Origin of the sequence: Paracoccus sp. SJTW-4, from assembly GCF_047716885.1 — a bacterium.
In the GTDB taxonomy this organism is placed as follows: Bacteria; Pseudomonadota; Alphaproteobacteria; order Rhodobacterales; family Rhodobacteraceae; genus Paracoccus; species Paracoccus solventivorans.
Map to the genome: position 1 here is coordinate 933,244 of NZ_CP136681.1, position 25,341 is coordinate 958,584.

The window sequence follows — 25,341 nt, forward strand, 5'->3', positions numbered from 1 at the left end:
GTATTTGGGCCAGAAAGAAGCACAAGGGCATTGTGGCGAGAGCCCTTCCGGCGCCGCAACCCGGCCGCTAGGCTGCGGGCGGAACGGCGCCCTTGGGGCGTGTGGGCGACCCCGGAACAGCCGGGGCGCAAGAGGGGGTGGCCATGGCGCAGAAGTTCATCATCGATACCGATCCCGGCCAGGACGACGCGGTGGCGATCCTGCTGGCGCTGGCCTCGCCCGAACTCGAATTGCTGGGGCTGACGGTGGTCGCGGGCAACGTGCCGCTGGAGCGGACGCTGCAGAATGCGCTGACCGTCTGCGAACTGGGCGGACGGCCGGACCTGCCCGTCCATGCCGGCTGCGACCGGCCGCTGAAGGGCGCGCTGGTCACGGCCGAACATGTGCACGGCGCCTCGGGCCTCGACGGGATCGAACTGCCGGCGCCGACGATGCAGCCCGCCCCCGGCCACGCGGTCGATTTCATCATCGAGACCCTGCGCCGCGAACCCGTCGGTAGCGTCACCCTGGTCGCGATCGGGCCGCTGACCAATCTCGCCACCGCCTTCGAGCGCGCCCCCGACATCATCCCCAGGCTGCGCCGGATCGTGCTGATGGGCGGGGCCTGGTCGGAGCTGGGCAACGTCACCCCGGCCGCCGAGTTCAACATCCACGTCGACCCCGAGGCCGCCGCGCTTGTGTTCGGCTCGGGCGCCGAGATCGTGGTGCTGCCGCTCGATGCGACCCACAAGGCGCTGACCAGCCGCGACTGGACCGAGGCGATGCGACAGACCGGCCCGGTCGGGCGCGCCGTCGCCAGCTGGACTTCGTTCTACGAGCGCTTCGACCGGGCGAAATACGGGGCCGAGGGCGCACCGCTGCACGACCCCTGCGCGGTGGCCTGGTTGATTGCGCCCGACCTGTTTTCCGGCCGCCGCGTCAATGTCGAGATCGAGACCGAGGGCCGCATGACCCGCGGCATGACCGTAGTCGACTGGTGGGGGGTGACCGGCCGCCCGCCCAATGCGCTGTTCATCCGCGAGGTCGACCGCGACGGGCTGTTCCGCCTGCTCTCGACCCGCATCGCCAGTCTTGACCGCAACCCCACGCCCTGACGTAACGGCTGTCCGCTTCACCGCAGCCGGCGTGCTGATACAATGGCTGCCCGCTTCACCGCGGCAGGGTATCTTCCGGGCCGAATACACAGCCGCCGCGCCGCCGATATGCAGGTCCGCGCGCCCAGCCCCAGCTTGCGGCTTGGCCTCTTGCTCCGGGGTCGAGGTCATGAAGGGCGGCAACCGGGGTGGGGCTGGCGGGCCCAGCACCTTTGCGACGTCGCAAGCAGGAGTTGCGTCACCCCGCGGCCAGTTCCTGCCCCCCCCCCCGCCGTTGGCCCGGCATTGCTCTGACGCGACGGCGCTCGCTCACCGCAGTGGAGTTCCGCACATCTGCAACGCCAGCAGCACGTCGCCCTTATCCCCTACTCTTGCCGCCAGCGCCGCTCAGCCTCGCACCCGGCCGCAAGGGCGCCCACTCGCCGTTGCCGGGGCTTCTTTCTGGCCCAAATACCCCTGCAACACTACCCGAAGGACCTTCGTCGCCTGCTCTTGCCGCCCTCGCCGCTGGCCGGCACTGCTCTGGCGCCACAGCGCCCACACACCGCAGCAGAACTTCTTGCCAACCCCATCATAGCTGCAAGGCCAGCAGCACCTCCGTCGCCCGGCTGCAAGCGCGCTCACCTGCCGCTGTCGGGCTTCTTCCGGTCCAAATACTCCCTGCAACACCACCAGCAGGACCTTCGCCGCCTGCTCTTGCCGCCCTCGCCGCTGGCCGGCACTGCTCTGACGCCACAGCCCGCTCACTGCAGCGGAGCTGCTTTCCGGCTCCAACACATCTGCAATGCCAGCAGCACCTCCGTCGCCCTTGTCACCAACTCTTGTCAGCGCCGCTCGCTCAGCCTCGCGCTGGCCGCAAGCGCGCCCACTCGCCGCCACCGGGCTTCTTTCTGGTCCAAATACCCCTGCAACATCGCCAGCAGAACCTTCACCGCCGATTCTGGCCGCAAGGTCGCTCGTTCCGCCCGCGCCACTCGCCACCCTCATGACCGTGTCGTCGCAACTGGCCACGCCACCTCCTGTTTCACGCAGTGCCACATTGCCCCGGTCCCCCCCCTCGACGCTGCCCCGCACCGCTCCCTCTGGACAGAGCCCGCGCAGTCCGGCATCCCGCGCACATGAGCAGCCAGCCCGCCCCCACCCCACCCGCGCCCCATCGCCACAGTGTCCTGGAGGATGCGCAGGGCATCGCCTTTGGCGGCGTGATGGCGGCATTCGGGGCGATGCTGCTGGGCAGCGCCGGGTTGATTACCGGGCAGCTGGCGGGGCTGGCGCTGCTGATCTCGAACGCGACGGATTACGGCTTCGGGCCGGTCTATCTGGTGCTGAGCCTGCCGTTCTACGGTTTCGGCTACCGCCGGCTGGGGGCGGGGTTCCTGATCCGCACCATAGTCGCGGTGCTGCTGATGGTGGCGACCTCGATGGCGCTGCCGCGGCTGATCGGGTTTGACCACCTGCACCCCGGCGCGGCGGCGGTGCTGGCGGGGTTCGTGTCGGGCTCGGCCCTGCTGGCGCTGTTTCGCCACCGCACCAGCCTAGGGGGCATCGGCGCGGTGGCGCTGGATGTGCAGGACCGGCTCGGCATCCGCGCCGGCTGGGTGCAGATGGGGTTCGATGCGGCGCTGTTCGCCGCCGCCTTCGCCCTGATGCCGTGGCAGCGGGTGCTGTGGTCGGCGCTGGGGGCGGCGGTGCTGAACCTCGTCATCGCGATCAACCACCGCCGCGACCGCTATATCGTCTAGGCCTCGACCCCGAGCGCGCGCTTGACGTTGGCGGTCCAGCCCAGCAGCCGCTGGTCGCCTGCGACGATGGCCGGGCGTTTCATCACCGAGGGGCGCGCGCCCAGCATCGCCACCGGCTCCTCGGCGCGCTCTGCCTCGGACATGGCCCGCCAGGTCAGGCTGGCGCGGTTGACCAGCTTGGGCCCGAAATCATCGACCAGCCGCGCGCGTTCCGCCTCGGACAGCGGCGCGGTCTTCACGTCGCGGAAATCCACCACCCAGCCCGCATCCTGCAGCGCCGCGATCGCCTTTTGGCAGGTCGAGCAATGCGCCAGACCGTATATCTCTAACCGCTTGTCGCTCATCGCATTTTCCTTGCGTCAAAGATCCCCGCGGCCGGAACGATTCCCCGCCGCATCGTGAAGCCGGGCACGCACCCGCCGCATCGCCGCCCAGACCGCCAGCACCACCAGCGGGGTGAGCACCGCGACCAGCACCGCGCGGTCCACCCCGAACTCGCCGGCCAAGGGCGTCGCGGCATAGCCCAGCAGCCCCACGGCATAATAGCTGATTGCAAACACCGACAGCCCCTCGACCGTGTGCTGCAGCCGCAGCTGCAGGTCGGCGCGGCGGTCCATGCGCTCCAGCAGCGCCTGGTTCTGGCCGCTGCGCTGCACGTCGACACGGGTGCGCAGCAACTCGCCCGCCCGCGCCGCCCGGTCGACCAGCGCCGCCAGCCGCCGCTCGGCCGAGTGCACGGTGCGCATGGCGGGCTGATAGCGGCGCACCATGAACTCGGTCAGGGTCTGGCGGCCTTGGAAACGGGTCTCGCGCAGGGTGGCGATGCGGTCGTGGACGATGGCCTCATAGGCGCGGGTGGCGCCAAAGCGGAACCCGTGCTGGGTCGCCGCGGATTCCAGCTGCTGCGCCAGGTCCAGAAGCTCCTGCAGCGCCGAATCGGGGCTGCCGCTGTCGTCGCCCAGCCGCTCGAGCAGGGTGGCGAGCCTCGTTTCCAGCGTGTTCATCGTCGCGGTCAGCGAGCGCACCCGCGGCAGACCCAGCATCGACATGGCGCGATAGGTTTCCAGCTCCAGCAGCCGCTGCACGATGCGGCCGATGCGCCCGGCGCCGACATCGGGGGCGACGAATACCGCAAAGCGCATCCAGCCGGCCGGATCGACGCGGAAATCGGTGGCGGCGACCCCGGCCCCGTCCAGCACCTGCACCGCGACCAGCCCGTCGGCGGCGAACCACTGCCCCAGCAGCGGGGTGATCGCGGCCGGGTCCTCGGGCATCGGCAGCACCTGCACGATCGCCGCCGCCACCCGCCGCCCGGGGGCGCGGGCCTGCCATTCGTCGGGAAACAGCTCGGCCAGCGCCGGATCGAAGGGCCGATGCGGCCGGCCGGGCGAGAAGCTGGCGTAGCTGACGAACTCGCTGTGGCTTTCCCAGCGCAGCTCGTGCCGGCCCAGCTGGGCGGCGTAATGCCCGGCTTCCGGCGGCGGCGCGGGGGCGCCGTGGCGCGCCACCAGCTCGGCCAGATGCGCAAGATCGACGCTGCGGTCGCGGCTGGCGGCGTCGCGCGGTTCCTTGAACGCGACATAGACCGCGGTGCAGGGCACGTTCAGCCGCGGCGATGGGCGGGCGTGCAGCTCGTTCACCATCTCGTAGCGCAGCGGGTGGTCCAGCGGGCTCGGGGTGCGGGGCGGGTGCTTTTCCATGCCCCGACATCAACCCGCAAACCGCCGCCCGCGCAAGCGCTTCGCGGCGCAAGGCCCGCCGGCCATTCCCCGCCGCCGGCCCGCCGCTGAGCCTATCGTGATCGCCGCCCCGGTTGTCCAAAGGCGGCGGCTGCGGCAAGATCGGGGCAATAATCACGGGACAGATCATGAGACCCTCGTTCAGACTGCCGATCGCGGCGATGCTGCTGGCGCTGGCGGCGTCCTGCGCGCCCAGCAAGTTCAAGAGCTATGACGGCCCTCCGGTAACCCAGATCGTGGTGAACAAATCGGCGCGGCAGATGCTGTTCTTCAGCGGGTCGAGCGTGATCGCGGCCTATGATGTCGGGCTGGGGAACGAGCCGGTGGGCCACAAGCAGTTCTCGGGTGACGGCAAGACCCCCGAGGGGCTCTATTACATCGACCGCCGCAACCCCGACAGCAAGTATCACCTGTCGCTGGGGATTTCCTATCCGAACCCGCAGGATGCCGGTTTCGCGCTGGCGCAGGGGCAGGACCCGGGCGGGGACATCTTCATCCACGGCTGGGGCCCCGAGGGCCGGGCGCTGGCGCCCCACAAGCGCGACTGGACCGCCGGCTGCATCGCGGTGAACGACGACCAGATCGAGGATATCTATGCCATGGTCCGCGATGGCACCCCGGTCCTGATCACCCCCTGAGACACCGCCGGCAGGAGCCCCGATCGGCCCCGGCTCTCTCGCCCTGCCCAGGGGGCCGCGCCCCTGAGCGCCGCGCTCCCCTTGGCCCTTCGGGCGGTTCTTAAATATCCCGGGGTCCGGGGCAGAGCCCCGGTCCCGCGCCTCAAACCGCTCCGCCGTTTCCAACAAAAAACCCCCGCCGAAGCGGGGGTTTCCTGTTTCCAGCCGCCGCCGGTCTCAGTCGATCATCGGCAGCAGCGCGTCGATGGACTTCTTGGCGTCGCCATAGAACATCCGCGTGTTTTCCTTGTAGAACAGCGGGTTCTCGATGCCGGAATAGCCGGTGCCCTGGCCGCGTTTCGACACGAACACTTGCTTGGCCTTCCAGACCTCCAGCACCGGCATCCCGGCGATGGGGCTGTTCGGGTCCTCTTGTGCCGCCGGGTTCACGATGTCGTTCGAGCCGATGACGATCGCCACGTCGGTCGAGGGGAAGTCCTCGTTGATCTCGTCCATTTCCAGCACGATGTCATAGGGGACCTTGGCCTCGGCCAGCAGCACGTTCATGTGCCCGGGCAGTCGGCCGGCGACCGGGTGGATGGCAAAGCGCACCTCTTTGCCGGCGGCGCGCAGCTTGCGGGTCAGCTCGCTGACCGATTGCTGGGCCTGAGCCACCGCCATGCCGTAGCCGGGGACGATGATGACGCTGTCGGCCTCGTTCAGGGCCGCGGCCACGCCGTCGGCGTCGATGGCGATCTGTTCGCCCTCGATCTCCATCGCGGGGCCGGCCTCGCCACCGAAGCCGCCCAGGATCACGCTGATGAACGAGCGGTTCATCGCCTTGCACATGATATAGGACAGGATCGCACCCGAAGAGCCGACCAGCGCCCCGGTCACGATCAGCAGGTCGTTCGACAGGGTGAAGCCGATCATCGCCGCCGCCCAGCCGGAATAGCTGTTCAGCATCGACACCACCACCGGCATGTCGGCACCGCCGATGCCCATGATCAGGTGCCAGCCGATGAAGCCCGCGATCACCGCGAGGATCAGCAGCCACAGCACCGCCGGGCCCCAGCCGGTGACGTAGAGGATGGTCAGCAGCAGCGACAGCAGCGCCGCCGTCAGGTTCAGCATGTGCCCGCCCGGCAGCTTCTTCGGCTTGCCGTCGATCTTGCCGGCCAGCTTGCCATAGGCCACGACCGAGCCGGTAAAGGTGACCGCGCCGATGAAAATGCCCAGCGCCACCTCGATCTTGAGCATGGCGATCTCGGCCGGGGTCTTCTGCGCCAGCATCGCGGCAAAGCCGCCGAAGCCCTCGACAACGCCCTCGGCCCGGGCGCGGATCACCCGGCCCAGTTCAAGCTGCGCGTTCAGGCCGATGAACACGGCGGCAAGCCCGACCAGGCTGTGCATCGCGGCGATCAGCTGCGGCATCTCGGTCATCTGCACGCGGGTGGCCAGCACCCAGCCGCCGGCGCCGCCGATGGCCAGCATGATGACCGTCAGCCACCAGTTGGCCGAGGCCGGGCCGAACAGCGTCGCCAGCACCGCCAGCGCCATGCCGACGATGCCGTACCAGACCGCGCGCTTGGCGCTTTCCTGGCCGGACAGCCCGCCCAGCGACAGGATGAACAGGACCGCGGCGACAACATAGGCCGCGGTGGTGAAGCCGTAGGCCGGCAGCACGTCCAGGACGACGTTCAGGGGCGCGGCGGGGGCGGTGGTGATCACGGTATTCTCCATCATCGACCCTTACGACTTCTGGAACATGGCGAGCATCCGGCGCGTGACCAGGAAGCCCCCGAAGATGTTGACGCCGGTCATCAGCACCGACAGCGCCGCCAGGATGATCACCCAGGCCGAGCCCGAGCCGATCTGCAGCAGCGCCCCCAGGATCACGATCGACGAGATCGCGTTGGTGACCGCCATCAGTGGCGTGTGCAGCGAATGCGCGACGTTCCAGATCACCTGGAAGCCGATGAACACCGCCAGCACGAAGACGATGAAATGCTGCAGGAACGACGCCGGCGCGAACAGCCCGGCCAGCGCCATCACCGCGCCGCCGGCGACCAGCAGCGTCACCTGGTTGCGGGTCTGCTGGCGGAAGGCTGCGTGTTCCGCGGCCCTGCGTTCCTCGGGCGTCGGCTCCTTGACCTTCTCGCGCGGCTTCTGCGCGGCGATCGCCTGCACCTTGGGGGGCGGCGGCGGCCAGGTGATGTCGTGGTCGCGGGTGATGGTGGCCCCGCGGATCACGTCGTCGTCCATGTCGTGGACCAGCGTGCCGTCCTTGGCCGGCGTCAGGTCGGCCAGCATGTGGCGCACGTTGTTGCCGTAAAGCTCGGAGGCCTGCGCCCCCATGCGCGAGGGGAAGTCGGTATAGCCGATGACGGTGACGCCGTTCTCGGTCACGATCTTTTCGTCCGGGACGGTCAGGTCGCAGTTGCCGCCGCGCTCGGCGGCCAGGTCGACGATGACCGAGCCGGGCTTCATCGCCTCGACCATGTCGGTGGTCCACAGCTTCGGCGCGGGCCGGCCGGGGATCAGCGCGGTGGTGATCACGATGTCCATCTCGGGCGCCAGCTCGCGGAACTTCTCAAGCTGCTTGGCCAGGAACTCGGGCGACGAGGGCGCGGCATAGCCGCCGGTCGCGGCCCCGTCCTGCACCTGATCGGTGAAGTCGAGATACACGAACTCGGCGCCCATCGATTCGATCTGCTCGGCCACCTCGGGGCGCACGTCGAAGGCGTAGACCTGCGCGCCCAGGCTGGTCGCGGCGCCGATCGCGGCCAGACCGGCCACGCCCGCGCCCACCACCAGCACCTTGGCCGGCGGCACCTTGCCCGCCGCCGTCACCTGCCCGGTGAAAAAGCGGCCGAAGTTGTTCGCGGCCTCGATCACCGCGCGGTAGCCGGCGATATTGGCCATCGAGGACAGCGCGTCCATTTTCTGCGCCCGCGAAATCCGCGGCACCATGTCCATGGCGATGGCGTCGACGCCCCGCGCCCGCGCCTGTTCCAGCAGTTCCGAGTTCTGCCCGGGATAGAAGAACGAGATCAGCGTCTGCCCCTCGCGCATCGCCGCCAGTTCGTCCTCGGTCGGGGGCCGCACCTTGGCGACCACATCCACCGCCGCCAGCAGCGCCGCGGCGGTAGGATGCACGATCACCCCCGCCCGCTCATAGGCCGCGTCCGAAAACCCGGACCGCGCCCCGGCGCCGGATTCGACGTGAACCTCGTGCCCGAGCTTCTGCAGATGCCCCGCAGACGACGGAGTGACGGCAACCCGCGCCTCTCCCTCGAAAATCTCCTTCAACGCGCCAATTCTCACCGGGCCCGCCCCCCTTTGTCCGTTGCTGCACCTGCATTAGCACCGCGTTTCGGACTTTCACAAGCCTGAGAGCGGGGCGGACGCCATACGCGCACGCGCGAGGACGGCAAAAAACCGCCGCGCTGGGGACGCGGCGGTCGGAGGGGCCCTGAGGCCGGTCGGTGGGTGCCGGGGCGAGGGATGACCCCGGCACCCGAGCGGCCGCAAAGGACCGTCAGTTCGTGGCGGGCGGGACCACCGTGCCCGGGGTGGTGGTGTCGGTCGCGGAATCGGCGGCGGCATCGGCGGCCGCGTCGGCGGCAGCCTCGGCCTCGGCCGCGGCATCCTCGGCGGCGTCGGCCGCGGCTTCGGCGTCATCCACCGCCGTCTCGGCCTCGGTCGCGGCAGAATCGGCCGCGGGCGCGGTATCCGTGGTGATGTCGGTCGCCGTGTCGGCCGCGGGCTCTTCCACCGGCACCTCGGTGGTGGTGGTTTCGGTGGTGGTGTCGGCCGGTTCGGTCACTGCCGGGGCGGTGGTGGTGGTGGCCGGGGCGGTGTCGGTCTCGGGCGTGGTCACCGTGGTGGTGGTCGTGGTGGTGTCGCCCGCGGTGTCGGTGTCGTTGCCCATGAAGTTCGACAGCAGCCACCAGGCCAGCGCCAAGGCCAGCAGGATCCCGATGATCAGCGGCAGCGGCGAGGCTTTCTTCTCGACCGGCTCGACATAGGTTTCGTTCACGGCGGTGGTGCGACCGGCCGGATCCACGGGACGGTGCGGGTCGGTGGCATCGGTGCGGCGCGGATCGTTGGGGTCGTAGTTGGCCATGTGTGTGACTCCTTGAAGCTGTTCGGTATTTCGGGACCGGTTCTGCCGCGCCGTCATAGACGAGGACAGCCCGGGTTGCGACCCCGTAATCCTGCGCTTAACACTCTGCTTCGACACAAGTTCCCCGGTTCGAACATATTTCCCCAGCGGAGGCAGAAATGGCGGAAACCCGCTTGCTTGACGACTATCGCCCCTGGCCGTTCCGCATCACCGAAACGCGGCTGGAGTTCGCGCTGGCGCCGCGGGGGACGATGGTGCGCTCGGACATCGCGATGGAGCGCAGCGGGCCGGGGCCGCTGGTCATGGACGGCGGCGCGGGGCTGCGCACGCGCGCGGTCGCCATCGACGGGCGCCCGGTCGATCCCGCGCATCTGACCATCGGCGCGGAATCGCTGAGCATCGCCGAGGCCGCCCTGCCCGACCGTCCCTTCACCTTTGCCGCCGAGGTCGAGATCGACCCCGCCGACAACACCGCGCTCGAGGGGCTGTATCTCTCGGGCGGCATGTTCTGCACCCAATGCGAGGCCGAGGGCTTCCGCCACATCACCTGGTATCCCGACCGCCCCGACGTGATGGCGCCGTTCCGGGTGGTGGTGCGATCCGACCTGCCGGTGCTGCTGTCGAACGGCAACCCGGTGGCGCAGGGTCAGGGCTGGGCGGAATGGCACGATCCCTGGCCCAAGCCCGCCTATCTGTTCGCACTGGTGGCGGGCGAGCTGCGCGCGCTTTCCGACCGCTTCACCACCATGTCGGGGCGCGAGGTAGCGCTGAACATCTGGGTGCGGCCGGGCGATCTGGACCGCGCGGGCTTTGCGATGCAGGCGCTGAAGGCCTCGATGGCGTGGGACGAACGGGCTTACGGGCGCGAATACGACCTGGATGTGTTCAACATCGTCGCGGTGGACGATTTCAACATGGGGGCCATGGAAAACAAGGGGTTGAACATCTTCAACTCGAAACTGGTGCTGGCCAGCCCCGACACTGCCACCGATGCCGATTATGAGCGCATCGAATCCGTGATCGCGCATGAATATTTCCACAACTGGACCGGCAACCGCATCACCTGCCGCGACTGGTTCCAGCTGTGCCTGAAAGAGGGGCTGACCGTCTATCGCGACCAGCAGTTCACCTCGGACCTGCGCTCGGCCGCGGTCAAGCGCATCGAGGATGTGGTGACGCTGCGCGCCCGCCAGTTCCGCGAGGATGCGGGGCCGCTGGCGCATCCCCCTCGGCCGGACCGGTATGAGGAAATCAACAATTTCTACACCGCCACCGTCTATGAAAAAGGCGCCGAGGTGATCGGGATGCTGCGCCGGCTGGTGGGCGAGGATGGCTGGCGCGCCGGGATGGATCTGTATTTCGACCGCCACGACGGGCAGGCCTGCACCATCGAGGACTGGCTGCTGGTGTTTCAGGACGCCACCGGCCGCGACCTGGCGCAGTTCAAGCGCTGGTATACCGACGCCGGCACCCCGCGGCTGACCATGGCGGAAAGCTGGGACGAGGACGCCGGCCGCCTGACCCTGCGGTTTGCGCAGGCGACCGCCCCCACCCCCGGCCAGCCCGACAAGCCGCCGCGGGTGATCCCGATCGCGCTGGGGTTGATCTCGCCCAACGGCGACGAGGTGCTGCCGACGCAGCTGCTGGAAATGACCGAGGCCGAGCAGGAATGGCATTTCGAGGGCCTCGGCGCGCGGCCCGTGGTGTCGCTGCTGCGCGGGTTTTCCGCCCCGGTCACGGTCGAGCGGCGGATGAGCGCCGCCGACCGCGCCCTGCTGCTGGCCCATGACAGCGACGAATTTGCCCGCTGGCAGGCCGGGCATGAGCTGGCAGTGGATGCGCTGGTTGCCGCCGCGCAGGGCGGCGACCCCGACCCGGCGTTTTCCCGGGCGCTGTCGGGGGTGCTGGGGGACGAGACGCTCGACCCCGCCTTCGTGGCGCTGGTGCTGCGCCTGCCGTCCGAGGACGAGATTGCGGCCGCGATCGCAGCCCGCGGCGCCATCCCCGACCCCGACCGCATCCACGAGGCGCGCGAGGCGCTGGCCGAAACCATTGCCCGCGACCACCGCCCGGTGCTGACGGCGCTTTACGAGCGGATGAACCCGGCCGGCCCCTATTCGCCCGATGCGGCCTCGGCCGGGCGGCGCTCGCTGCGGCTGGCGGCGCTGGGGCTGCTGTCGCGGCTGGACGGCGGTGCGCTGGCGCAGGCGCTGTGGGACGCCGCCCCCGACATGACCCAGCGCATGGGGGCGCTGGCGGCGCTGGTGCGACTGGACCGCGCCGGCCCGGCGCTGGCGCAGATGGAATCGCAGTTCGCAGACAACCGGCTGGTGATGGACAAGTTCTTCACTATCCAGCCGATGGCCGCCCCGCCCGCCCGCGCCGTCGCCATCGCCCGCAGCCTCGCCGCGCGTCCCGATTTCGACTGGAAGAACCCGAACCGCTTCCGCGCGCTGATCGGGGCGGTGACGGCGAACCCGGCCGCGTTCCACGCCGCCGACGGCTCGGGCTACGACTTCGTGGCCGAATGGCTGATGCGGCTGGATCCGGCGAACCCGCAGACCGCGGCGCGGATGATGACCGCCTTTGAAACCTGGCCCCGGCACGACGCCAGCCGCCGCGCCGCGGCCCGCGCGGCGCTGGAACGGATCGCCGCGATGCCGTCGCTGTCCGTCAACAGCGCCGAGATGGTCCGGCGCATTCTTGCCGCCGGGGGCTGAGGGGAACCCGACGGGGCTTGTCCGCGTCAATCCTCAGGGGCAACCATCGGAATCACAGACAGATGAGCCAGATGCCGCCGAGAGAATCGCCAGACCCGACGGGCCGCCTGCCGGCCCGGACCGAGATGCAGCAGCGGCTGGACCCGCTGATCGAGGAACGTGCGCCCTGGCTCTATTCGGGGCGGCCGCACCATACCGCGGCGCGGCTGCTGATGATGCAGCTGCTGCAATACCCCCGCTCGATCGAGCTGGCGGCCGAGTTCCGCGACCTGCCCACGGCCGAGATCATGCGCCGCATCTCGGGGCTGATCCTGCGCGACCTGCGGGTGGACGGGCTGGAACATATCCCCGCCACCGGCCCGGCGCTGATCGTGGCCAACCACCCGACCGGCATCGCCGACGGGATCGTGCTGCACGCGGTGGTCTCGGCGGTGCGCGACGATCTGTTCATCTATGCCAATCACGACATGATCCGGGTGCTGCCCCAGACCGAAGAGCTGATCGCCCCGGTGGAGTGGCGGCTGGAAAAGCGCAGCCACGCCAAGACCAAGCAGACGATGGACTATACCCGCGCCGCGCTGGGACAGGGGCGGATCGGGCTGATCTTCCCCTCCGGGCGGCTGGCCAAGCGCCGCGGGCTGACGCTGCACGAACGGCCGTGGATGGCCAGCGCCGCGATGATCGCGCGCAAGTTCGGCGCCCCGGTGATCCCGCTGCACATCCGGGCGCGCAACTCGGCGCTGTTCTACCTGCTGGACGCGATCCACCCGACGCTGCGCGACGTGACGCTGTTCCACGAGGTGCTGAACAAGGCCGGCCATACCTATCGCATCACCATCGGCCAGCCGATCGATTCCGCCTCGCTGCCCGCCCGCTCGGAAGAGGGGATCGAGGCGCTGCGCCGGGCGGTGCTGGATCTGCCGCCCCCCGGCCCCAACGCGGCCCATATGTCGCATCTGCGCGAGGTGCGCCGCCGCCGCCGCACCATCCACCGCCCGCTGGGGGAAAAGCCCTGACGGCGGCGCGCCGCGCCCCCGGCCCCTTTCTTCCTTGTGAAAAATATCCCGGAGGGCGCGGCGGCTGGTCCCCGCTCCGGCGCGGCCAAGGCCACAAGCCTTGCGGATTCCCGCCCGGCCGCTATCTCTCGTCCCGATGACCCTGCCCACGCCCGACACGCTGCCGCTTGCCACCCCCGGCGCCGCCCCCGCGCCGCAATGGCTGCTGACCCCCGGCCTGATGCCGCATCCGCAGGCCGTCGCCTGGATGGAGAGCCGCGTCGCCGGGATCGCGGCCGGCACCGCGCCCGAGACGATCTGGCTGGTCGAGCATCCGCCGCTTTACACCGCCGGCACCTCGGCCCGCCCAGGGGACCTGACCGACCCGCATCGGTTTCCGGTCCACCAGACCGGGCGCGGCGGCCAGTATACCTATCACGGGCCGGGGCAGCGGGTGGTCTATGTCATGCTCGACCTCAACCGCCGCGGTCGCGACGTGCGTCATTTCGTCCGGGCGCTCGAGGGCTGGGTGATCGCAACCCTGGCCGAGTTCGGCCTGCGCGGCGAGATCCGCGAGGGCCGGGTGGGCGTCTGGATCGCCCGCCCCGACAAGCCCCCCCTGCCCGACGGCACCGCGCGCGAGGACAAGATCGCGGCCATCGGCATCAAGCTGCGCCGCTGGATCAGCTTCCACGGGCTGGCGATCAACGTTGAGCCCGACCTGTCGCATTACGCCGGCATCGTGCCCTGCGGAATCAGCGGCCACGGGGTCACCAGCCTGGTCGATCTGGGCCTGCCGGTGACCATGGCCGACCTGGATCACGCGTTGCTGAACGGATTTGTTCGTGCAATGGGACCGGGAACCGAATCCGTATGACTTTTGTAGTGTCGTGCGGGGGACTGGAATGATATGCCCGGCGCGAGGGGTGTCCCTCGCAGGGATGGAACCGCTGAGGAAGGACGGAAGACGAATGAGAATCAGCCTTTATGCCACGCTCGCCACGCTTGCTCTGGCAGTGCCGGCCGTTGCCCAGGACGGCGATGCCGAAAAGGGTCAGAAGGAATTCAACAAGTGCAAGGCCTGCCACATGGTGCAGGCGCCGGACGGCACCGACATCGTCAAGGGCGGCAAGACCGGCCCGAACCTGTACGGCATCGTCGGTTCCAAGCCGGCTGCGGAAGAGGGCTTCAAATACGGTGAGGGCATTCTCGAACTGGCCGAGAAGAACCCCGACATGGTCTGGGACGAAGCGTCGCTGATCGAATACATGACCGATCCGGGCGCCTATCTGAAAGCCCACACCGGCGACGACAAGGCCAAGACCAAGATGACCTTCAAGCTGAACAAGAACCAGGCCGACGTGGCCGCGTTCCTGGCCGCGCATTCGCCCGAGGCGGGCGAGGCCGCTGCCGGCGGCGACGAGGGCTGATCCCGCACCGGCCGCCGTTCCCCGGCGGCCACACGGGCGGACCCGGCGGGTCCGCCTCTGCCTGCCCCCGACGGCGACACCGGCCGGGGGCATCTTCCTTCCCCCTTCCCTTCCCGCGCCCCTCTCCTGCCCGGTTTTCGCGGCCCTGCCGCTGCCCAGCCCCACCTGCCTCATCCTTTGGGCTTTTTTGTCGCACTCGGGGCGGCGCGACACATTGCCCCAGCCGGAATCCTGCTCTAGAGTTTCGGCTGAGTCCCACCGGCCCCGCCGGTCCGGCAAGATTCTGAGGAGAGCATTCGCATGGCAGACGCCGCCGTTCCCGGCCATGGTGCGCAGCATGATACCCGCGGGTTCTTCACCCGCTGGTTCATGTCCACCAACCACAAGGATATCGGGGTCCTTTACCTGTTCACCGCCGGGATAGTGGGGCTGATCTCGGTCTGCTTCACCGTCTACATGCGGATGGAGCTGCAGCACCCCGGCGTGCAGTACATGTGCCTTGAGGGCGCGCGCTTCATCGCCGATGCCAGCGCCGAATGCACCCCCAACGGGCATCTGTGGAACGTGATGATCACCTATCACGGCATCCTGATGATGTTCTTCGTCGTGATCCCGGCGCTGTTCGGCGGTTTCGGCAACTATTTCCTGCCGCTGCACATCGGCGCGCCGGACATGGCGTTCCCGCGGCTGAACAACCTGTCCTACTGGATGTATGTCTGCGGCGTGGCGCTGGGGCTGGCGTCGCTGATCGCGCCGGGTGGCAATGACCAGATGGGCTCGGGCGTGGGCTGGGTGCTCTACCCGCCGCTGTCGACGACCGAGGCCGGCTATTCGATGGACCTGGCGATCTTTGCGGTGCACGTCTCGGGCGCCTCGTCGATCCTGGGGGCGATCAACATCATCACCACCTTCCTGAACATGCGCGCGCCGGGGATGACCCTGTTCAAGGTGCCGCTGTTCGCCTGGTCGGTGTTCATCACCGCCTGGATGATCCTGCTGTCGCTGCCGGTGCTGGCGGGCGGCATCACCATGCTGCTGATGGACCGCAACTTCGGCACCAACTTCTTCAACCCCGCCGGCGGCGGCGACCCGGTGCTGTACCAGCATATCCTGTGGTTCTTCGGCCACCCCGAGGTCTACATGATCATCCTGCCCGGCTTCGGGATCATCAGCCACGTCATCGCCACCTTCGCGCGCAAGCCGATCTTCGGCTATCTGCCGATGGTGCTGGCGATGGCGGCGATCGCGATCCTGGGCTTCGTGGTCTGGGCGCACCACATGTACACCGCCGGCATGTCGTTGACCCAGCAGGCCTATTTCATGCTGGCCACCATGACCATCGCGGTGCCGACCGGCATCAAGGTGTTCTCGTGGATCGCGACGATGTGGGGCGGCTCGATCGAGTTCAAGACGCCGATGCTCTGGGCCTTCGGCTTCCTGTTCCTGTTCACCGTCGGCGGCGTGACCGGCGTGGTGATCAGCCAGGCGCCGCTGGACCGGGTGTATCACGACACCTACTACATCGTGGCGCATTTCCACTATGTGATGTCGCTGGGCGCCGTCTTCGCCATCTTCGCCGGGTCGTATTTCTGGATCGGCAAGATGAGCGGGCGCCAGTATCCCGAATGGGCCGGCAAGCTGCATTTCTGGATGATGTTCATCGGCTCGAACCTCATCTTCTTCCCGCAGCACTTCCTGGGCCAGCAAGGGATGCCGCGCCGCTACATCGACTATCCCGAGGCCTTCGCCTACTGGAACAACATCTCGTCGCTGGGCGCCTATCTGTCGTTCGCCTCGTTCCTGCTGTTCATCGGCATCGTGTTCTACACGCTGTTCGCCGGCAAGCGCGTGACCGAGAACAACTACTGGAACGAATACGCCGACACGCTGGAATGGAGCCTGCCCTCGCCGCCGCCCGAGCATACGTTCGAGCAGCTGCCCAGGCCCGAGGACTGGGACCGGGCGCGCGCCCACTGATCCCGCCCCGGCAAGTCCCGCGGCCCCGGAGCGATCCGGGGCCGTTTTTCGTGCCCCTTACGGACCCTGCCCCTTCGATGCCCTATGCCTGGCAGCCTGATGCCCCGGACGGCGCCCGCCGGCTGCTGATCTGGCGCCACCGCTCGCTGACCGTCCATGGTTTCGTCTGGTTCATCGGCGCCACCGCGCTGCTGCTGGTGCTGCCGCTGGTGGCGCTGACCGGCTCGGCGGTGATGTGGGGGCTGCTGCCGTTTGCGCTGGCGGCGCTGGCCGGGCTCTGGTGGGCGATGCAGCGCCACTGGCGCGGCGGCGGCAGCTTCGAGGAGCTGACCCTGACCCCCGACACCCTGCTGGTGAGCCGCCACGACCCCGGCCGCCCCCCGCGACAGTGGCAGGCCAACCCCTATTGGGTGCGGCTGACCCTGCGCCGCGACGGCCCGGTCGAGGACTACCTGACCCTGACCGACGGCCAGCGCGAAATCGAGCTCGGCGCCCTGCTCTCGCCCGAGGAACGCCGCCAGCTGCGCGACGAACTCGCCGCCGCCCTGGGCGGGCTCACCCCCCGCTGACCCTCCGCGCTTTCATCTTGCCCGAAATATCCCGGGCTTCCGAGCGCCCGGAAAACGGTCCGGTGGACCGTTTTCAGCGAGGAAGGCCGCGGCAGCGGCCGGGACAGCGCCCCGGTCCGGCCCCGCCCCGCCCCGCAGCCTTGCGCCGAACCCCGTTCCGCGCTATAGGCGCGACAGTCTTTTCGGGCGACATGGCCACAACAGGCCGGCAGTACACGGGTCGGGCGTCATGCCGCGACCCTTTGTCGTTGCCGCGGGGGACGCAAACCATAGACCGGCGGAGCCAACCGCCCGGCCCGTAACAGCTTCAAAGGAAACGACTGCCGCATGGCGAAAACCGCATCCATGGAGGAATTCGAAGCCCTCCTGAACGAAAGCTTCGAAATCGACACGCCCGAAGAGGGCTCGGTCGTCAAGGGCCGCGTCATCGCCATCGAGGCGGGGCAGGCCATCATCGACGTCGGCTACAAGATGGAAGGCCGCGTCGATCTGAAAGAATTCGCAGCCCCCGGCGAAGACGCGAAACTCAGCGTCGGCGACGAGGTCGAGGTCTATCTGGACCGGGTGGAGAACGCCCGCGGCGAGGCCAGCATCTCGCGCGAGAAAGCCCGCCGCGAAGAGGCCTGGGACCGTCTGGAGCAGGCCTACGCCAAGGAAGAGCGCGTCGAAGGCGCCATCTTCGGTCGCGTCAAGGGCGGCTTCACCGTCGATCTGGGCGGCGCCGTGGCCTTCCTGCCCGGTTCGCAGGTTGACGTGCGCCCCGTGCGCGACGCCGGCCCGCTGATGGGGCTCAAGCAGCCGTTCCAGATCCTCAAGATGGACCGCCGCCGGGGCAATATCGTGGTGTCGCGCCGCGCCATCCTGGAAGAGAGCCGCGCCGAACAGCGCGCCGAGGTCATCGCCAACCTGCACGAAGGTCAGGTGGTCGACGGCGTGGTCAAGAACATCACCGAATACGGCGCCTTCGTCGATCTGGGTGGTGTTGACGGGCTGCTGCACGTCACCGACATGGCCTGGCGCCGCGTCAACCACCCGTCCGAGATCCTGTCGATCGGCGAGACCGTCAAGGTCCAGGTCGTCAAGATCAACAAGGACACCCACCGCATCAGCCTGGGCATGAAGCAGCTGCAGTCGGATCCGTGGGATACCGTGTCGGACAAGTTCCCGATCGGCTCGGTCCACAAGGGCCGCGTGACCAACATCACCGACTACGGCGCTTTCGTGGAACTGGAAGCCGGTGTCGAGGGTCTGGTCCACGTCTCGGAAATGAGCTGGACCAAGAAGAACGTCCACCCCGGCAAGATCGTGTCCACCTCGCAAGAGGTCGACGTGATGGTGCTGGAGATCGACGAGCAGAAGCGCCGCGTGTCGCTGGGTCTGAAACAGACCATGCGCAACCCGTGGGAAGTGTTCGCCGAAACCCATCCCGCCGGCACGCCCATCGAGGGCGAGGTCAAGAACATCACCGAGTTCGGTCTGTTCGTGGGTCTGGAAGGCGACATCGACGGCATGGTGCACCTGTCCGACCTGTCCTGGGACCAGCGCGGCGAGGATGCGATCCAGAACTACCGCAAGGGCGATGTCGTCCAGGCCGTGGTTCAGGAAGTCGACGTCGACAAGGAACGCATCAGCCTGTCGATCAAGGCCCTGGAAAACGACAGCATGTCCGAGGCCGTCGATGGCGTGAAGCGGGGTGACGTGGTCACCGCCACTGTCACCGCGATCGAGGACGGCGGCATCGAGGTCGAGTTCAACGGCGTGAAGTCCTTCATCCGCCGTTCGGATCTGGCCCGCGACCGCCAGGACCAGCGCCCCGAGCGTTTCCAGGTCGGCGATTCGGTCGATGCCCGCGTCACCAACGTGGACACCCGCACCCGCCGCCTGGGCCTGTCGATCAAGGCCCGCGAGATCGCCGAGGAAAAGGAAGCCATCGACCAGTACGGCTCGTCCGATTCGGGCGCGTCGCTGGGCGACATCCTGGGCGCCGCGCTCAAGAGCCGCAGCTGATCCCGGTCTGGCGCGGGAAAATCCCCGCGCCGGCGCCATCGGGCCGCCCCCCAGTTCGGGGGGCGGTCTTTTTTCATGGCAAGGGGATGGTAATATCCCTGAAAACCTGCAACCTTTTCAGTCCTGTTGCGTTTCCTTCCCTGGAATCTCCTCGCGCGGACAGTGCTACAGACAAAACGGGACGCCCCATGATCCGGTCAGAACTGATTCAGAAAATCGCCGAAGAAAATCCCCATCTTTTCCAGCGCGACGTGGAACGGATCGTGACGACCGTGTTCGAAGAGATCATCGGCGCCATGGCGCGGGGCGAGCGGGTCGAGCTGCGCGGCTTCGGCGCGTTTTCGGTCAAGCAGCGGCAGGCCCGGCTGGGCCGCAACCCGCGCACCGGCGAGACCGTGCAGGTCGAGGAAAAACACGTCCCCTTCTTCAAGACCGGCAAGCTGCTGCGTGACCGGCTGAACGGGCTGGACGCGGACGGCACCGACGCCGACTGACCCCCGCCCTGCGCCCTGTTGTCCCGGCGGGGCCAAGTGTGGTTCAGGGTGGTTGCGTCCCGCCGCCGGTTCTAGGAAACTTGCGCCCGACACCCGAAACCGACGCCCGGCGGGATCGGGCGCGTAAGGATCGGGCAGCGAAAGGTCTTGCCGATGCGTTATCTGCGCTTGCTGTTCGTCGTGGTGCTGGCGGCGGTTCTGATCGTGGTCGCGCTGGCCAACCGGCAGTTCGTCGAGGTCAGCCTGATTCCGGCCGGGCTGGACCAATGGGTCCCCGGCGAGTGGAGCGCGCGGATGCCGCTGTTCCTGATCATCCTGCTGGCGATCCTGGCCGGGATGCTGCTGGGGGTGGTCTGGGAATGGCTGCGCGAATCGTCGCTGCGCCGGCAATCCGCCCAGCGCGCGCATGAGCTGCAGGTGCTGGAGCGCGAGGTCGGCAGCCTGCGCAAGACCCACCACGCCCCCCGCGACGAGGTGCTGGCGATTCTCGACGCGCCCAAGCCGCCGGCGACCGGTACGACTCCGGCAGCGGGTACGGCGGCGCTGCCCGCCAAGAGCTGATGGCCCAGGTCAAGATCTGCGGCCTGACCCGCCCCGAGGATCTCGAGGCCGCGGCGCAGGCCGGGGCGCGCTATGCGGGATTCGTGTTCTTTCCGAAATCGCCGCGGCATCTCTCGATCGAATCGGCCGCCGCGCTGGCGGGGAATGCCCCCGACCTGCTGGCCCGCGTCGGGCTGTTCGTGGACCCCGACGACGCGGCGCTGGATGCGGTGCTGGCGCAGGTGGCGCTGGACATCATCCAGCTGCACGGCAGCGAATCCCCTGCCCGCGTGGCCGAGATCCGCACCCGCACCCGCCTGCCGGTGATGAAGGCGGTGGGCATCGCCGCCCCCCAGGATCTGGATGCGCTGTGGGATTACGGGCTGGTCGCCGACCTGCTGCTGGTCGATGCCAAGCCCGCCCCCGGGGCGGCGCTGCCGGGGGGCAACGGGCTGGCCTTTGACTGGCGGCTGCTGGCCGGGCGGCGGCTGCTCCGGCCGTGGATGCTGGCGGGCGGGCTGACCCCCGACAATGTGGCCGAGGCGGTGCGGCTGACCGGCGCGCCGATGGTCGACGTGTCCTCGGGCGTCGAATCCGCGCCGGGCATCAAGGACGCGGAGCGCATCCGCCGCTTTGTCGCCGCCGCCGGGGCCAAGGCCGGGTCATGAGCATCCGTTTCCGCCCTGCCACCCGCGAGGACGTGCCCGAAGTGGTGGCGCTGCTTTCCGACGACATCCTGGGTGCGGGGCGCGAGACCGCCGGGCTCGACCGCTATCTTGCCGCCTTCGAGGCCATGCAGGGCGAAACCGGCAACCAGCTGATCGTGGCCGAGGATGCCGGCGGCCGCGTCGTCGCCTGCTATCAGCTGATCGTCATGTCCGGCCTGTCGCTGTCCGCCACCCGCCGCGCCGAGATCGAGGCGGTGCGCATCGCCGCCAGCCTGCGCGGCCAGGGCCTGGGCGCGCGGCTGATCGCCGACGCCGAATCGCGTGCCCGCGCCGCCGGTTGCGGGCTGCTGCAGCTGACCAGCAACGCCAGCCGCAGCGACGCGCTGCGCTTCTATCAGGGGGCCGGGTTTACCCCATCGCACATCGGATTTAAGAAACCTCTCTGACGGGCTCCTTCGACGGGCAAGGCAGGCCCCCAGTCAGCCGCGCGGGAGAGCACGATGGCCGAAGATCTGATCAACAGCTACACGACCGGACCGGACGACCGCGGCCGTTTCGGCATTTTCGGCGGCCGTTTCGTCAGCGAGACCCTGATGCCGCTGATCCTCGATCTGCAGGCGGAATATGAGCGCGCCAAGACCGACCCCGCCTTCCGGGCCGAGATGGACGATCTGTGGAAAAATTATGTCGGCCGCCCCTCGCCGCTGTATTTCGCCGAGCGCCTGACCGCGCATCTGGGCGGCGCGCGCATCTATCTCAAGCGCGAAGAGCTGAACCACACCGGCAGCCACAAGATCAACAACGTGCTGGGCCAGATCCTGCTGGCGCGGCGCATGGGCAAGACCCGGATCATCGCGGAAACCGGCGCCGGCCAGCACGGGGTGGCGACCGCCACCGTCTGCGCGCGTTTCGGGCTGAAATGCGTGGTCTACATGGGCGCCGAGGACGTGCGCCGCCAGCAGCCCAACGTGTTCCGCATGAAGCTTCTGGGCGCCGAGGTGGTGCCGGTGCAGTCGGGCCGCGGCACGCTGAAGGACGCAATGAACGACGCGCTGCGCGACTGGGTGACCAATGTGCGCGACACCTTCTATTGCATCGGCACCGTGGCCGGCCCGCACCCCTATCCGGCGATGGTGCGCGATTTCCAGACCATCATCGGGCGCGAGACCAAGGCCCAGCTGATGGAGGCCGAGGGCCGCCTGCCCGACACTCTGGTCGCGGCGATCGGCGGCGGGTCCAACGCAATGGGGCTGTTCCACCCGTTCCTCGACGACCGCTCGGTGCGGATTATCGGGGTCGAGGCCGGCGGCAAGGGCGTGGACGAGACCATGCAGCATTGCGCCAGCCTGTCGGGCGGCCGCCCCGGCGTGCTGCACGGCAACCGCACCTATCTGCTGCAGGACGCCGAGGGCCAGATCTTGGAAGGCCATTCGATCAGCGCCGGGCTGGATTATCCCGGCATCGGCCCCGAGCACGCCTGGCTGCACGACATCGGTCGCGCCGAATATGTCAGCGTCACCGACACCGAGGCGCTGGCCGCCTTTACCCTGTGCTGCGAGACCGAAGGCATCATCCCCGCGCTCGAGCCCTGCCACGCGCTGGCGCATGTGATGAAGATCGCGCCCACGCTGCCCAAGGACCACCTGATCGTGATGAACCTCAGCGGCCGCGGCGACAAGGACATCTTCACCGTCGCCCGCCACCTGGGCGTGGAGATCGAGGGTTAACCCCGGCGCGGTCCGCTACCGCGCGGCAAGCGGGCCACTTGCAAGGCGAAAGCCGATGTGGCCCGTGGTGCTGTCCGGTGTGTTGCGGGTGCGGGAATGCACGAAATACCGGGCGCAGTATGAGTCATGGCACAGATGCGATCCCCCGCGCATGACTTTGGCCGCGCCGGATCGCGGTCCCTCGGGGTTGCGTAACGGCGGCATTTCCGCCGCCGGCAGCGGACCGAACCAGTCCGCGACCCATTCCCATATGTTTCCGGTCATGTTGAAAAGGCCGAAAGCATTGGGCGGAAAGCTGCGGGCCGGCGCTGTACCGCTATATCCGTCGTCTGCGCTGTTTTCATTCGGGAATTGTCCCTGCCAGACATTGTGGCGGTGAACACTGCCCGACGATGGCGCATTGCCCCATGGAAATTTCATGCGCTTCAGTCCCCCGCGGGCCGCATATTCCCACTGTGCTTCCGAAGGCAGCCTCGTGCCGGTAAAACGGGCAAAGGCGGCGGCGTCGTGCCATGAGACATGGACCACGGGATGGTCCATCCGCTGGGCGATATCGCTGCCCGGTCCTTCAGGATGCGCCCAGTCCGCCCCGAAAACCTGCCGCCACCACGGAGTCAGCGGCGGATGTTTCGGCCAGGCGGCGGCATCCGGCAAGAAATTCGCGAAAACAAAGGACCAGCCTTCCCGCTGGGCCGTCGTGCGATAACCGCTTTCGTCGATGAAACGCGCAAACAAGCGGTTCGTCACGGTCGTTGCGCTGATGGAAAAGCCATCGACCCAGATCCGCCGCCGCGGGCTGTCAAGATCGACCTCATAACGCGACAGCGGGGTGCCCATCTCGAAAAATCCGCCCGGAATCGGGCGCATCTCTGCCGATATCGCCGCGCGCAGGGAATCCGATGCACCACATGGCGCGACGTCGTCGCTGACTGTTCCGGCCTCCTGTCCCGATCCAGGCAAACAGCCGCAAGGCGCTTTCATCTTCGACATTGCTGTTTTCCGAAATGTTCGATGAAACCCATGGTGACCTCTGACCGCACGAACCGGGGCGCCCCGACTGTCACATGGATTGCAAGCCAGCGTCGCCCGCAGCCGGATCAACTGCTGCGCTGATCGCGTTCTTGAAATCGAACCCGCAATCCGCCGAACATTCTTTCAGGGCCTGATACATTGGCGCGAACTCTTCGTGCTGGGCGCCAAGATCTCTCAACTGCCAGAAATCCGTCTCGACATTGGAAAGCTGCATGCTCCCGTCCTCATATCGGATGATACGGTAATCGCCCTTCCGTATGGAAACATGATGCTTGTAGAAGGACGGAATTACCCGGCTTGCATCCCGCTCTCCGTGGAGGAATGGCCGGAGCGAGCGCCCATGCCGGCGTTCTGCTGGCGTAATCCCGGCGAAATCGAGCACGGTAGGACCAAGGTCGATCAGCGCCACCGGGTCGTGGATCTCCTGACCAACGGGATTTTCCGGATCAAAGATGATGAACGGGACCCGCAATGACTGCTCCCAGAGTGTCGTCTTCCTGAACAGATTGCGGTTCCCGAGATGGAAGCCGTGGTCAGAGACGACAATGACAATGGTGTCCCGCGCATGTCGGGAAGCTTTCAGCGCATCCATGACGCGGCCAAAGTGATAATCGCCGTGACTATAGGCCGAGAAATAGTTCCTGATACTGTCCTGCCAATATTTCTCGGAACGGAAATCCTCATTTTCCGGGAACAGCGACGCAATATAATCGCTTTCCGGGGCATAACCATTCCACTCCGGCGGCCGCCGAAGATTCGAGGCGTCGTACATCTCCTTGAACCTTGCCGGGGTCGCGCATGGCACATGCGGGCTGAAGAAGCCGACCTCCCGGTAGAACGGCTGATCGCCGTCATACTCCGCCAGGAACTTCACCGCGGAATCTGCAGATTTTGCATCGTAATAGAAATCGTCGTCGATTCCGTCCGGCGTTCCCCAGCCCTTTTTGAACCCGCCAAACGCCTTGCTTCGCTTTCGAAGCTCTTTTGGCAAGCTCATGTCGTCGGGAAACTTCTTTCTTCCATCGGAATACAGGACATTATGGTTCACCGGCTTCAGCGGCCGATAACCATGATGCAACTTGCCGCCAGATGAACAGTAATACCCCCCCGAGTTCAGCAGGAAGGTCCAGATCGACTGCGGCGTGATGCGATCGAATGCGTAGACTCCGTTGTCGAGAATACCGGTTTCATGTGGCATCAGCGTAGTCATCATGCTGGCCCGCGAAGGTCCGCAGATGGGCGCCTGAGCGTAGGCTGCATGAAATGCCGTTGATATCTCGCAGAACCGATCCAGATTTGGCGTCCGCATCGGCTCGTTGAATACGCTCTTGTAGGGCCAGGGGGCCACGGCATCATCGAAACTGATCAGCAGAATGTTTTTTCTGGTCAAAAAAGATACCCTTCAATCACTTGGGCAGGACGCCCGATCAGAAAATATTATCCCGGTAATTTCAAACATCTACCGCATGGGCGCGCAACAGTTCCAGCGGCACGATCTCGGTGGCGCTTGCGTGGGTGGCCTCCAGCACCACCCTGGGGGCGGCGAACTCCTCGGCCGCCTGCAGGAAGCGCGCGGCGCAGAGGCACCAGCGGTCGCCGGGCTTCAGCCCCGGAAAGCGGAACTCGGGCCGCGGGGTGGACAGGTCGTTGCCCAGGTATTTCGACAGCGCCAGGAACTCGGCGGTGACGACCACGCAGACCGTGTGGCGGCCGCGGTCCTCGGGCCCGGTGTCGCAGCAACCGTTGCGGTAGAACCCGGTCAGCGGGTCGGTGGAACAGGGCTGCAGCCGCTGGCCGAGGACGTTGAGCGAGGGTTCCATCGGGGGTTCCTTTCGTTGCGGCCGGACCGGGGGTTTTCCAC

The 25,341-nt window shown here is 67.6% G+C and carries 23 protein-coding genes; 15 read left to right on the forward strand and 8 right to left on the reverse strand.

The features are described from left to right. The first annotated feature begins 143 nt into the window (after nucleotides 1-143). A complete protein-coding gene (locus tag RSP45_RS04630; protein WP_415393392.1) occupies nucleotides 144-1,094 on the forward strand; it encodes a nucleoside hydrolase in 951 nt (316 codons plus the stop codon). A 1,118-nt stretch (nucleotides 1,095-2,212) separates the two neighbouring features. After that, the gene (locus RSP45_RS04635) at nucleotides 2,213-2,836 is read left to right on the forward strand and encodes a YitT family protein (protein WP_415393393.1); all 624 of its coding nucleotides are present in this window, start codon (nucleotides 2,213-2,215) and stop codon (nucleotides 2,834-2,836) included. On the opposite strand, the gene RSP45_RS04640 is transcribed toward RSP45_RS04635, so the two are convergent. Both RSP45_RS04640 and RSP45_RS04645 read right to left on the reverse strand, forming a co-directional pair. Then, nucleotides 2,833-3,180, reverse strand: coding sequence for an arsenate reductase family protein (locus RSP45_RS04640; RefSeq protein WP_415393394.1), 348 nt, complete (start codon nucleotides 3,178-3,180; stop codon nucleotides 2,833-2,835). The two genes, RSP45_RS04635 and RSP45_RS04640, sit on opposite strands and share 4 nt — an antisense overlap. Nucleotides 3,181-3,195: 15 nt before the next feature. Beyond that, entirely contained in the window at nucleotides 3,196-4,536 is a 1,341-nt protein-coding gene (locus tag RSP45_RS04645; protein ID WP_415393395.1) for a DUF3422 family protein, read from the reverse strand. Nucleotides 4,537-4,703: 167 nt separating this feature from the next. Between RSP45_RS04645 and RSP45_RS04650 the strand changes: the two genes are divergently transcribed. Next, complete coding sequence (locus RSP45_RS04650) at nucleotides 4,704-5,213, forward strand: L,D-transpeptidase family protein (protein ID WP_415393396.1); 510 nt, start codon at nucleotides 4,704-4,706, stop codon at nucleotides 5,211-5,213. A gap of 216 nt (nucleotides 5,214-5,429) precedes the next feature. On the opposite strand, the gene RSP45_RS04655 is transcribed toward RSP45_RS04650, so the two are convergent. The 3 genes from RSP45_RS04655 to RSP45_RS04665 form a co-directional block, all read right to left on the reverse strand. After that, a complete protein-coding gene (locus RSP45_RS04655; RefSeq protein ID WP_415393397.1) occupies nucleotides 5,430-6,938 on the reverse strand; it encodes an NAD(P)(+) transhydrogenase (Re/Si-specific) subunit beta in 1,509 nt (502 codons plus the stop codon). 6 nt (nucleotides 6,939-6,944) lie between these two features. After that, entirely contained in the window at nucleotides 6,945-8,519 is a 1,575-nt protein-coding gene (locus tag RSP45_RS04660) for a Re/Si-specific NAD(P)(+) transhydrogenase subunit alpha (RefSeq protein WP_415393398.1), read from the reverse strand. Nucleotides 8,520-8,733: 214 nt separating this feature from the next. Then, nucleotides 8,734-9,321, reverse strand: coding sequence for a hypothetical protein (locus RSP45_RS04665; RefSeq protein WP_415393399.1), 588 nt, complete (start codon nucleotides 9,319-9,321; stop codon nucleotides 8,734-8,736). Between the two features lie 158 nt (nucleotides 9,322-9,479). On the opposite strand from RSP45_RS04665, the gene pepN reads away from it, so the two are divergent. The 12 genes from pepN to trpB all read left to right on the forward strand — a co-directional run bounded on the left by pepN (nucleotide 9,480) and on the right by trpB (nucleotide 22,448). Then, entirely contained in the window at nucleotides 9,480-12,041 is a 2,562-nt protein-coding gene (gene pepN / locus RSP45_RS04670) for an aminopeptidase N (protein WP_415393400.1), read from the forward strand. A gap of 71 nt (nucleotides 12,042-12,112) precedes the next feature. Continuing rightward, on the forward strand, nucleotides 12,113-13,057 hold the full coding sequence (locus RSP45_RS04675; protein ID WP_234951982.1) for a lysophospholipid acyltransferase family protein: 945 nt from the start codon (nucleotides 12,113-12,115) through the stop codon (nucleotides 13,055-13,057). Between the two features lie 220 nt (nucleotides 13,058-13,277). Then, the gene (lipB, locus tag RSP45_RS04680) at nucleotides 13,278-13,913 is read left to right on the forward strand and encodes a lipoyl(octanoyl) transferase LipB (RefSeq protein WP_415393998.1); all 636 of its coding nucleotides are present in this window, start codon (nucleotides 13,278-13,280) and stop codon (nucleotides 13,911-13,913) included. A 94-nt stretch (nucleotides 13,914-14,007) separates the two neighbouring features. Further along, a complete protein-coding gene (locus RSP45_RS04685) occupies nucleotides 14,008-14,466 on the forward strand; it encodes a c-type cytochrome (protein ID WP_415393401.1) in 459 nt (152 codons plus the stop codon). A 300-nt stretch (nucleotides 14,467-14,766) separates the two neighbouring features. After that, entirely contained in the window at nucleotides 14,767-16,443 is a 1,677-nt protein-coding gene (locus tag RSP45_RS04690) for a cytochrome c oxidase subunit 1 (RefSeq protein WP_073062711.1), read from the forward strand. 77 nt (nucleotides 16,444-16,520) lie between these two features. Then, entirely contained in the window at nucleotides 16,521-17,012 is a 492-nt protein-coding gene (locus tag RSP45_RS04695) for a DUF2244 domain-containing protein (RefSeq protein WP_415393402.1), read from the forward strand. 327 nt (nucleotides 17,013-17,339) lie between these two features. Beyond that, nucleotides 17,340-19,019 carry a 30S ribosomal protein S1 gene (gene rpsA, locus RSP45_RS04700; RefSeq protein ID WP_415393403.1) on the forward strand — a complete coding sequence of 560 codons (1,680 nt, stop codon included), beginning with the start codon at nucleotides 17,340-17,342 and terminating at the stop codon, nucleotides 19,017-19,019. A gap of 188 nt (nucleotides 19,020-19,207) precedes the next feature. Beyond that, the gene (gene ihfB, locus RSP45_RS04705) at nucleotides 19,208-19,513 is read left to right on the forward strand and encodes an integration host factor subunit beta (protein ID WP_073062723.1); all 306 of its coding nucleotides are present in this window, start codon (nucleotides 19,208-19,210) and stop codon (nucleotides 19,511-19,513) included. 153 nt (nucleotides 19,514-19,666) lie between these two features. Continuing rightward, nucleotides 19,667-20,074, forward strand: coding sequence for a lipopolysaccharide assembly protein LapA domain-containing protein (locus tag RSP45_RS04710; protein WP_415393404.1), 408 nt, complete (start codon nucleotides 19,667-19,669; stop codon nucleotides 20,072-20,074). Next, complete coding sequence (locus tag RSP45_RS04715; RefSeq protein ID WP_415393999.1) at nucleotides 20,071-20,721, forward strand: phosphoribosylanthranilate isomerase; 651 nt, start codon at nucleotides 20,071-20,073, stop codon at nucleotides 20,719-20,721. The genes RSP45_RS04710 and RSP45_RS04715 overlap by 4 nt, the downstream gene beginning before the upstream one ends. Beyond that, entirely contained in the window at nucleotides 20,718-21,167 is a 450-nt protein-coding gene (locus RSP45_RS04720; RefSeq protein ID WP_415393405.1) for a GNAT family N-acetyltransferase, read from the forward strand. The genes RSP45_RS04715 and RSP45_RS04720 overlap by 4 nt, the downstream gene beginning before the upstream one ends. 54 nt (nucleotides 21,168-21,221) lie before the next feature. Further along, complete coding sequence (gene trpB, locus RSP45_RS04725) at nucleotides 21,222-22,448, forward strand: tryptophan synthase subunit beta (RefSeq protein WP_415393406.1); 1,227 nt, start codon at nucleotides 21,222-21,224, stop codon at nucleotides 22,446-22,448. A 15-nt stretch (nucleotides 22,449-22,463) separates the two neighbouring features. Here trpB and RSP45_RS04730 read toward each other — a convergent pair whose 3' ends face one another. From RSP45_RS04730 to RSP45_RS04740, 3 genes are all read right to left on the reverse strand, one after another. Further along, nucleotides 22,464-23,438, reverse strand: a complete 975-nt coding sequence (locus tag RSP45_RS04730) for a formylglycine-generating enzyme family protein (RefSeq protein WP_415393407.1) — start codon at nucleotides 23,436-23,438, stop codon at nucleotides 22,464-22,466. Between the two features lie 70 nt (nucleotides 23,439-23,508). Beyond that, on the reverse strand, nucleotides 23,509-24,870 hold the full coding sequence (locus tag RSP45_RS04735; protein ID WP_415393408.1) for a sulfatase-like hydrolase/transferase: 1,362 nt from the start codon (nucleotides 24,868-24,870) through the stop codon (nucleotides 23,509-23,511). Nucleotides 24,871-24,931: 61 nt separating this feature from the next. Continuing rightward, the gene (locus RSP45_RS04740; RefSeq protein WP_415393409.1) at nucleotides 24,932-25,300 is read right to left on the reverse strand and encodes a DUF2237 family protein; all 369 of its coding nucleotides are present in this window, start codon (nucleotides 25,298-25,300) and stop codon (nucleotides 24,932-24,934) included. Between the last annotated feature and the right edge of the window lie 41 nt (nucleotides 25,301-25,341).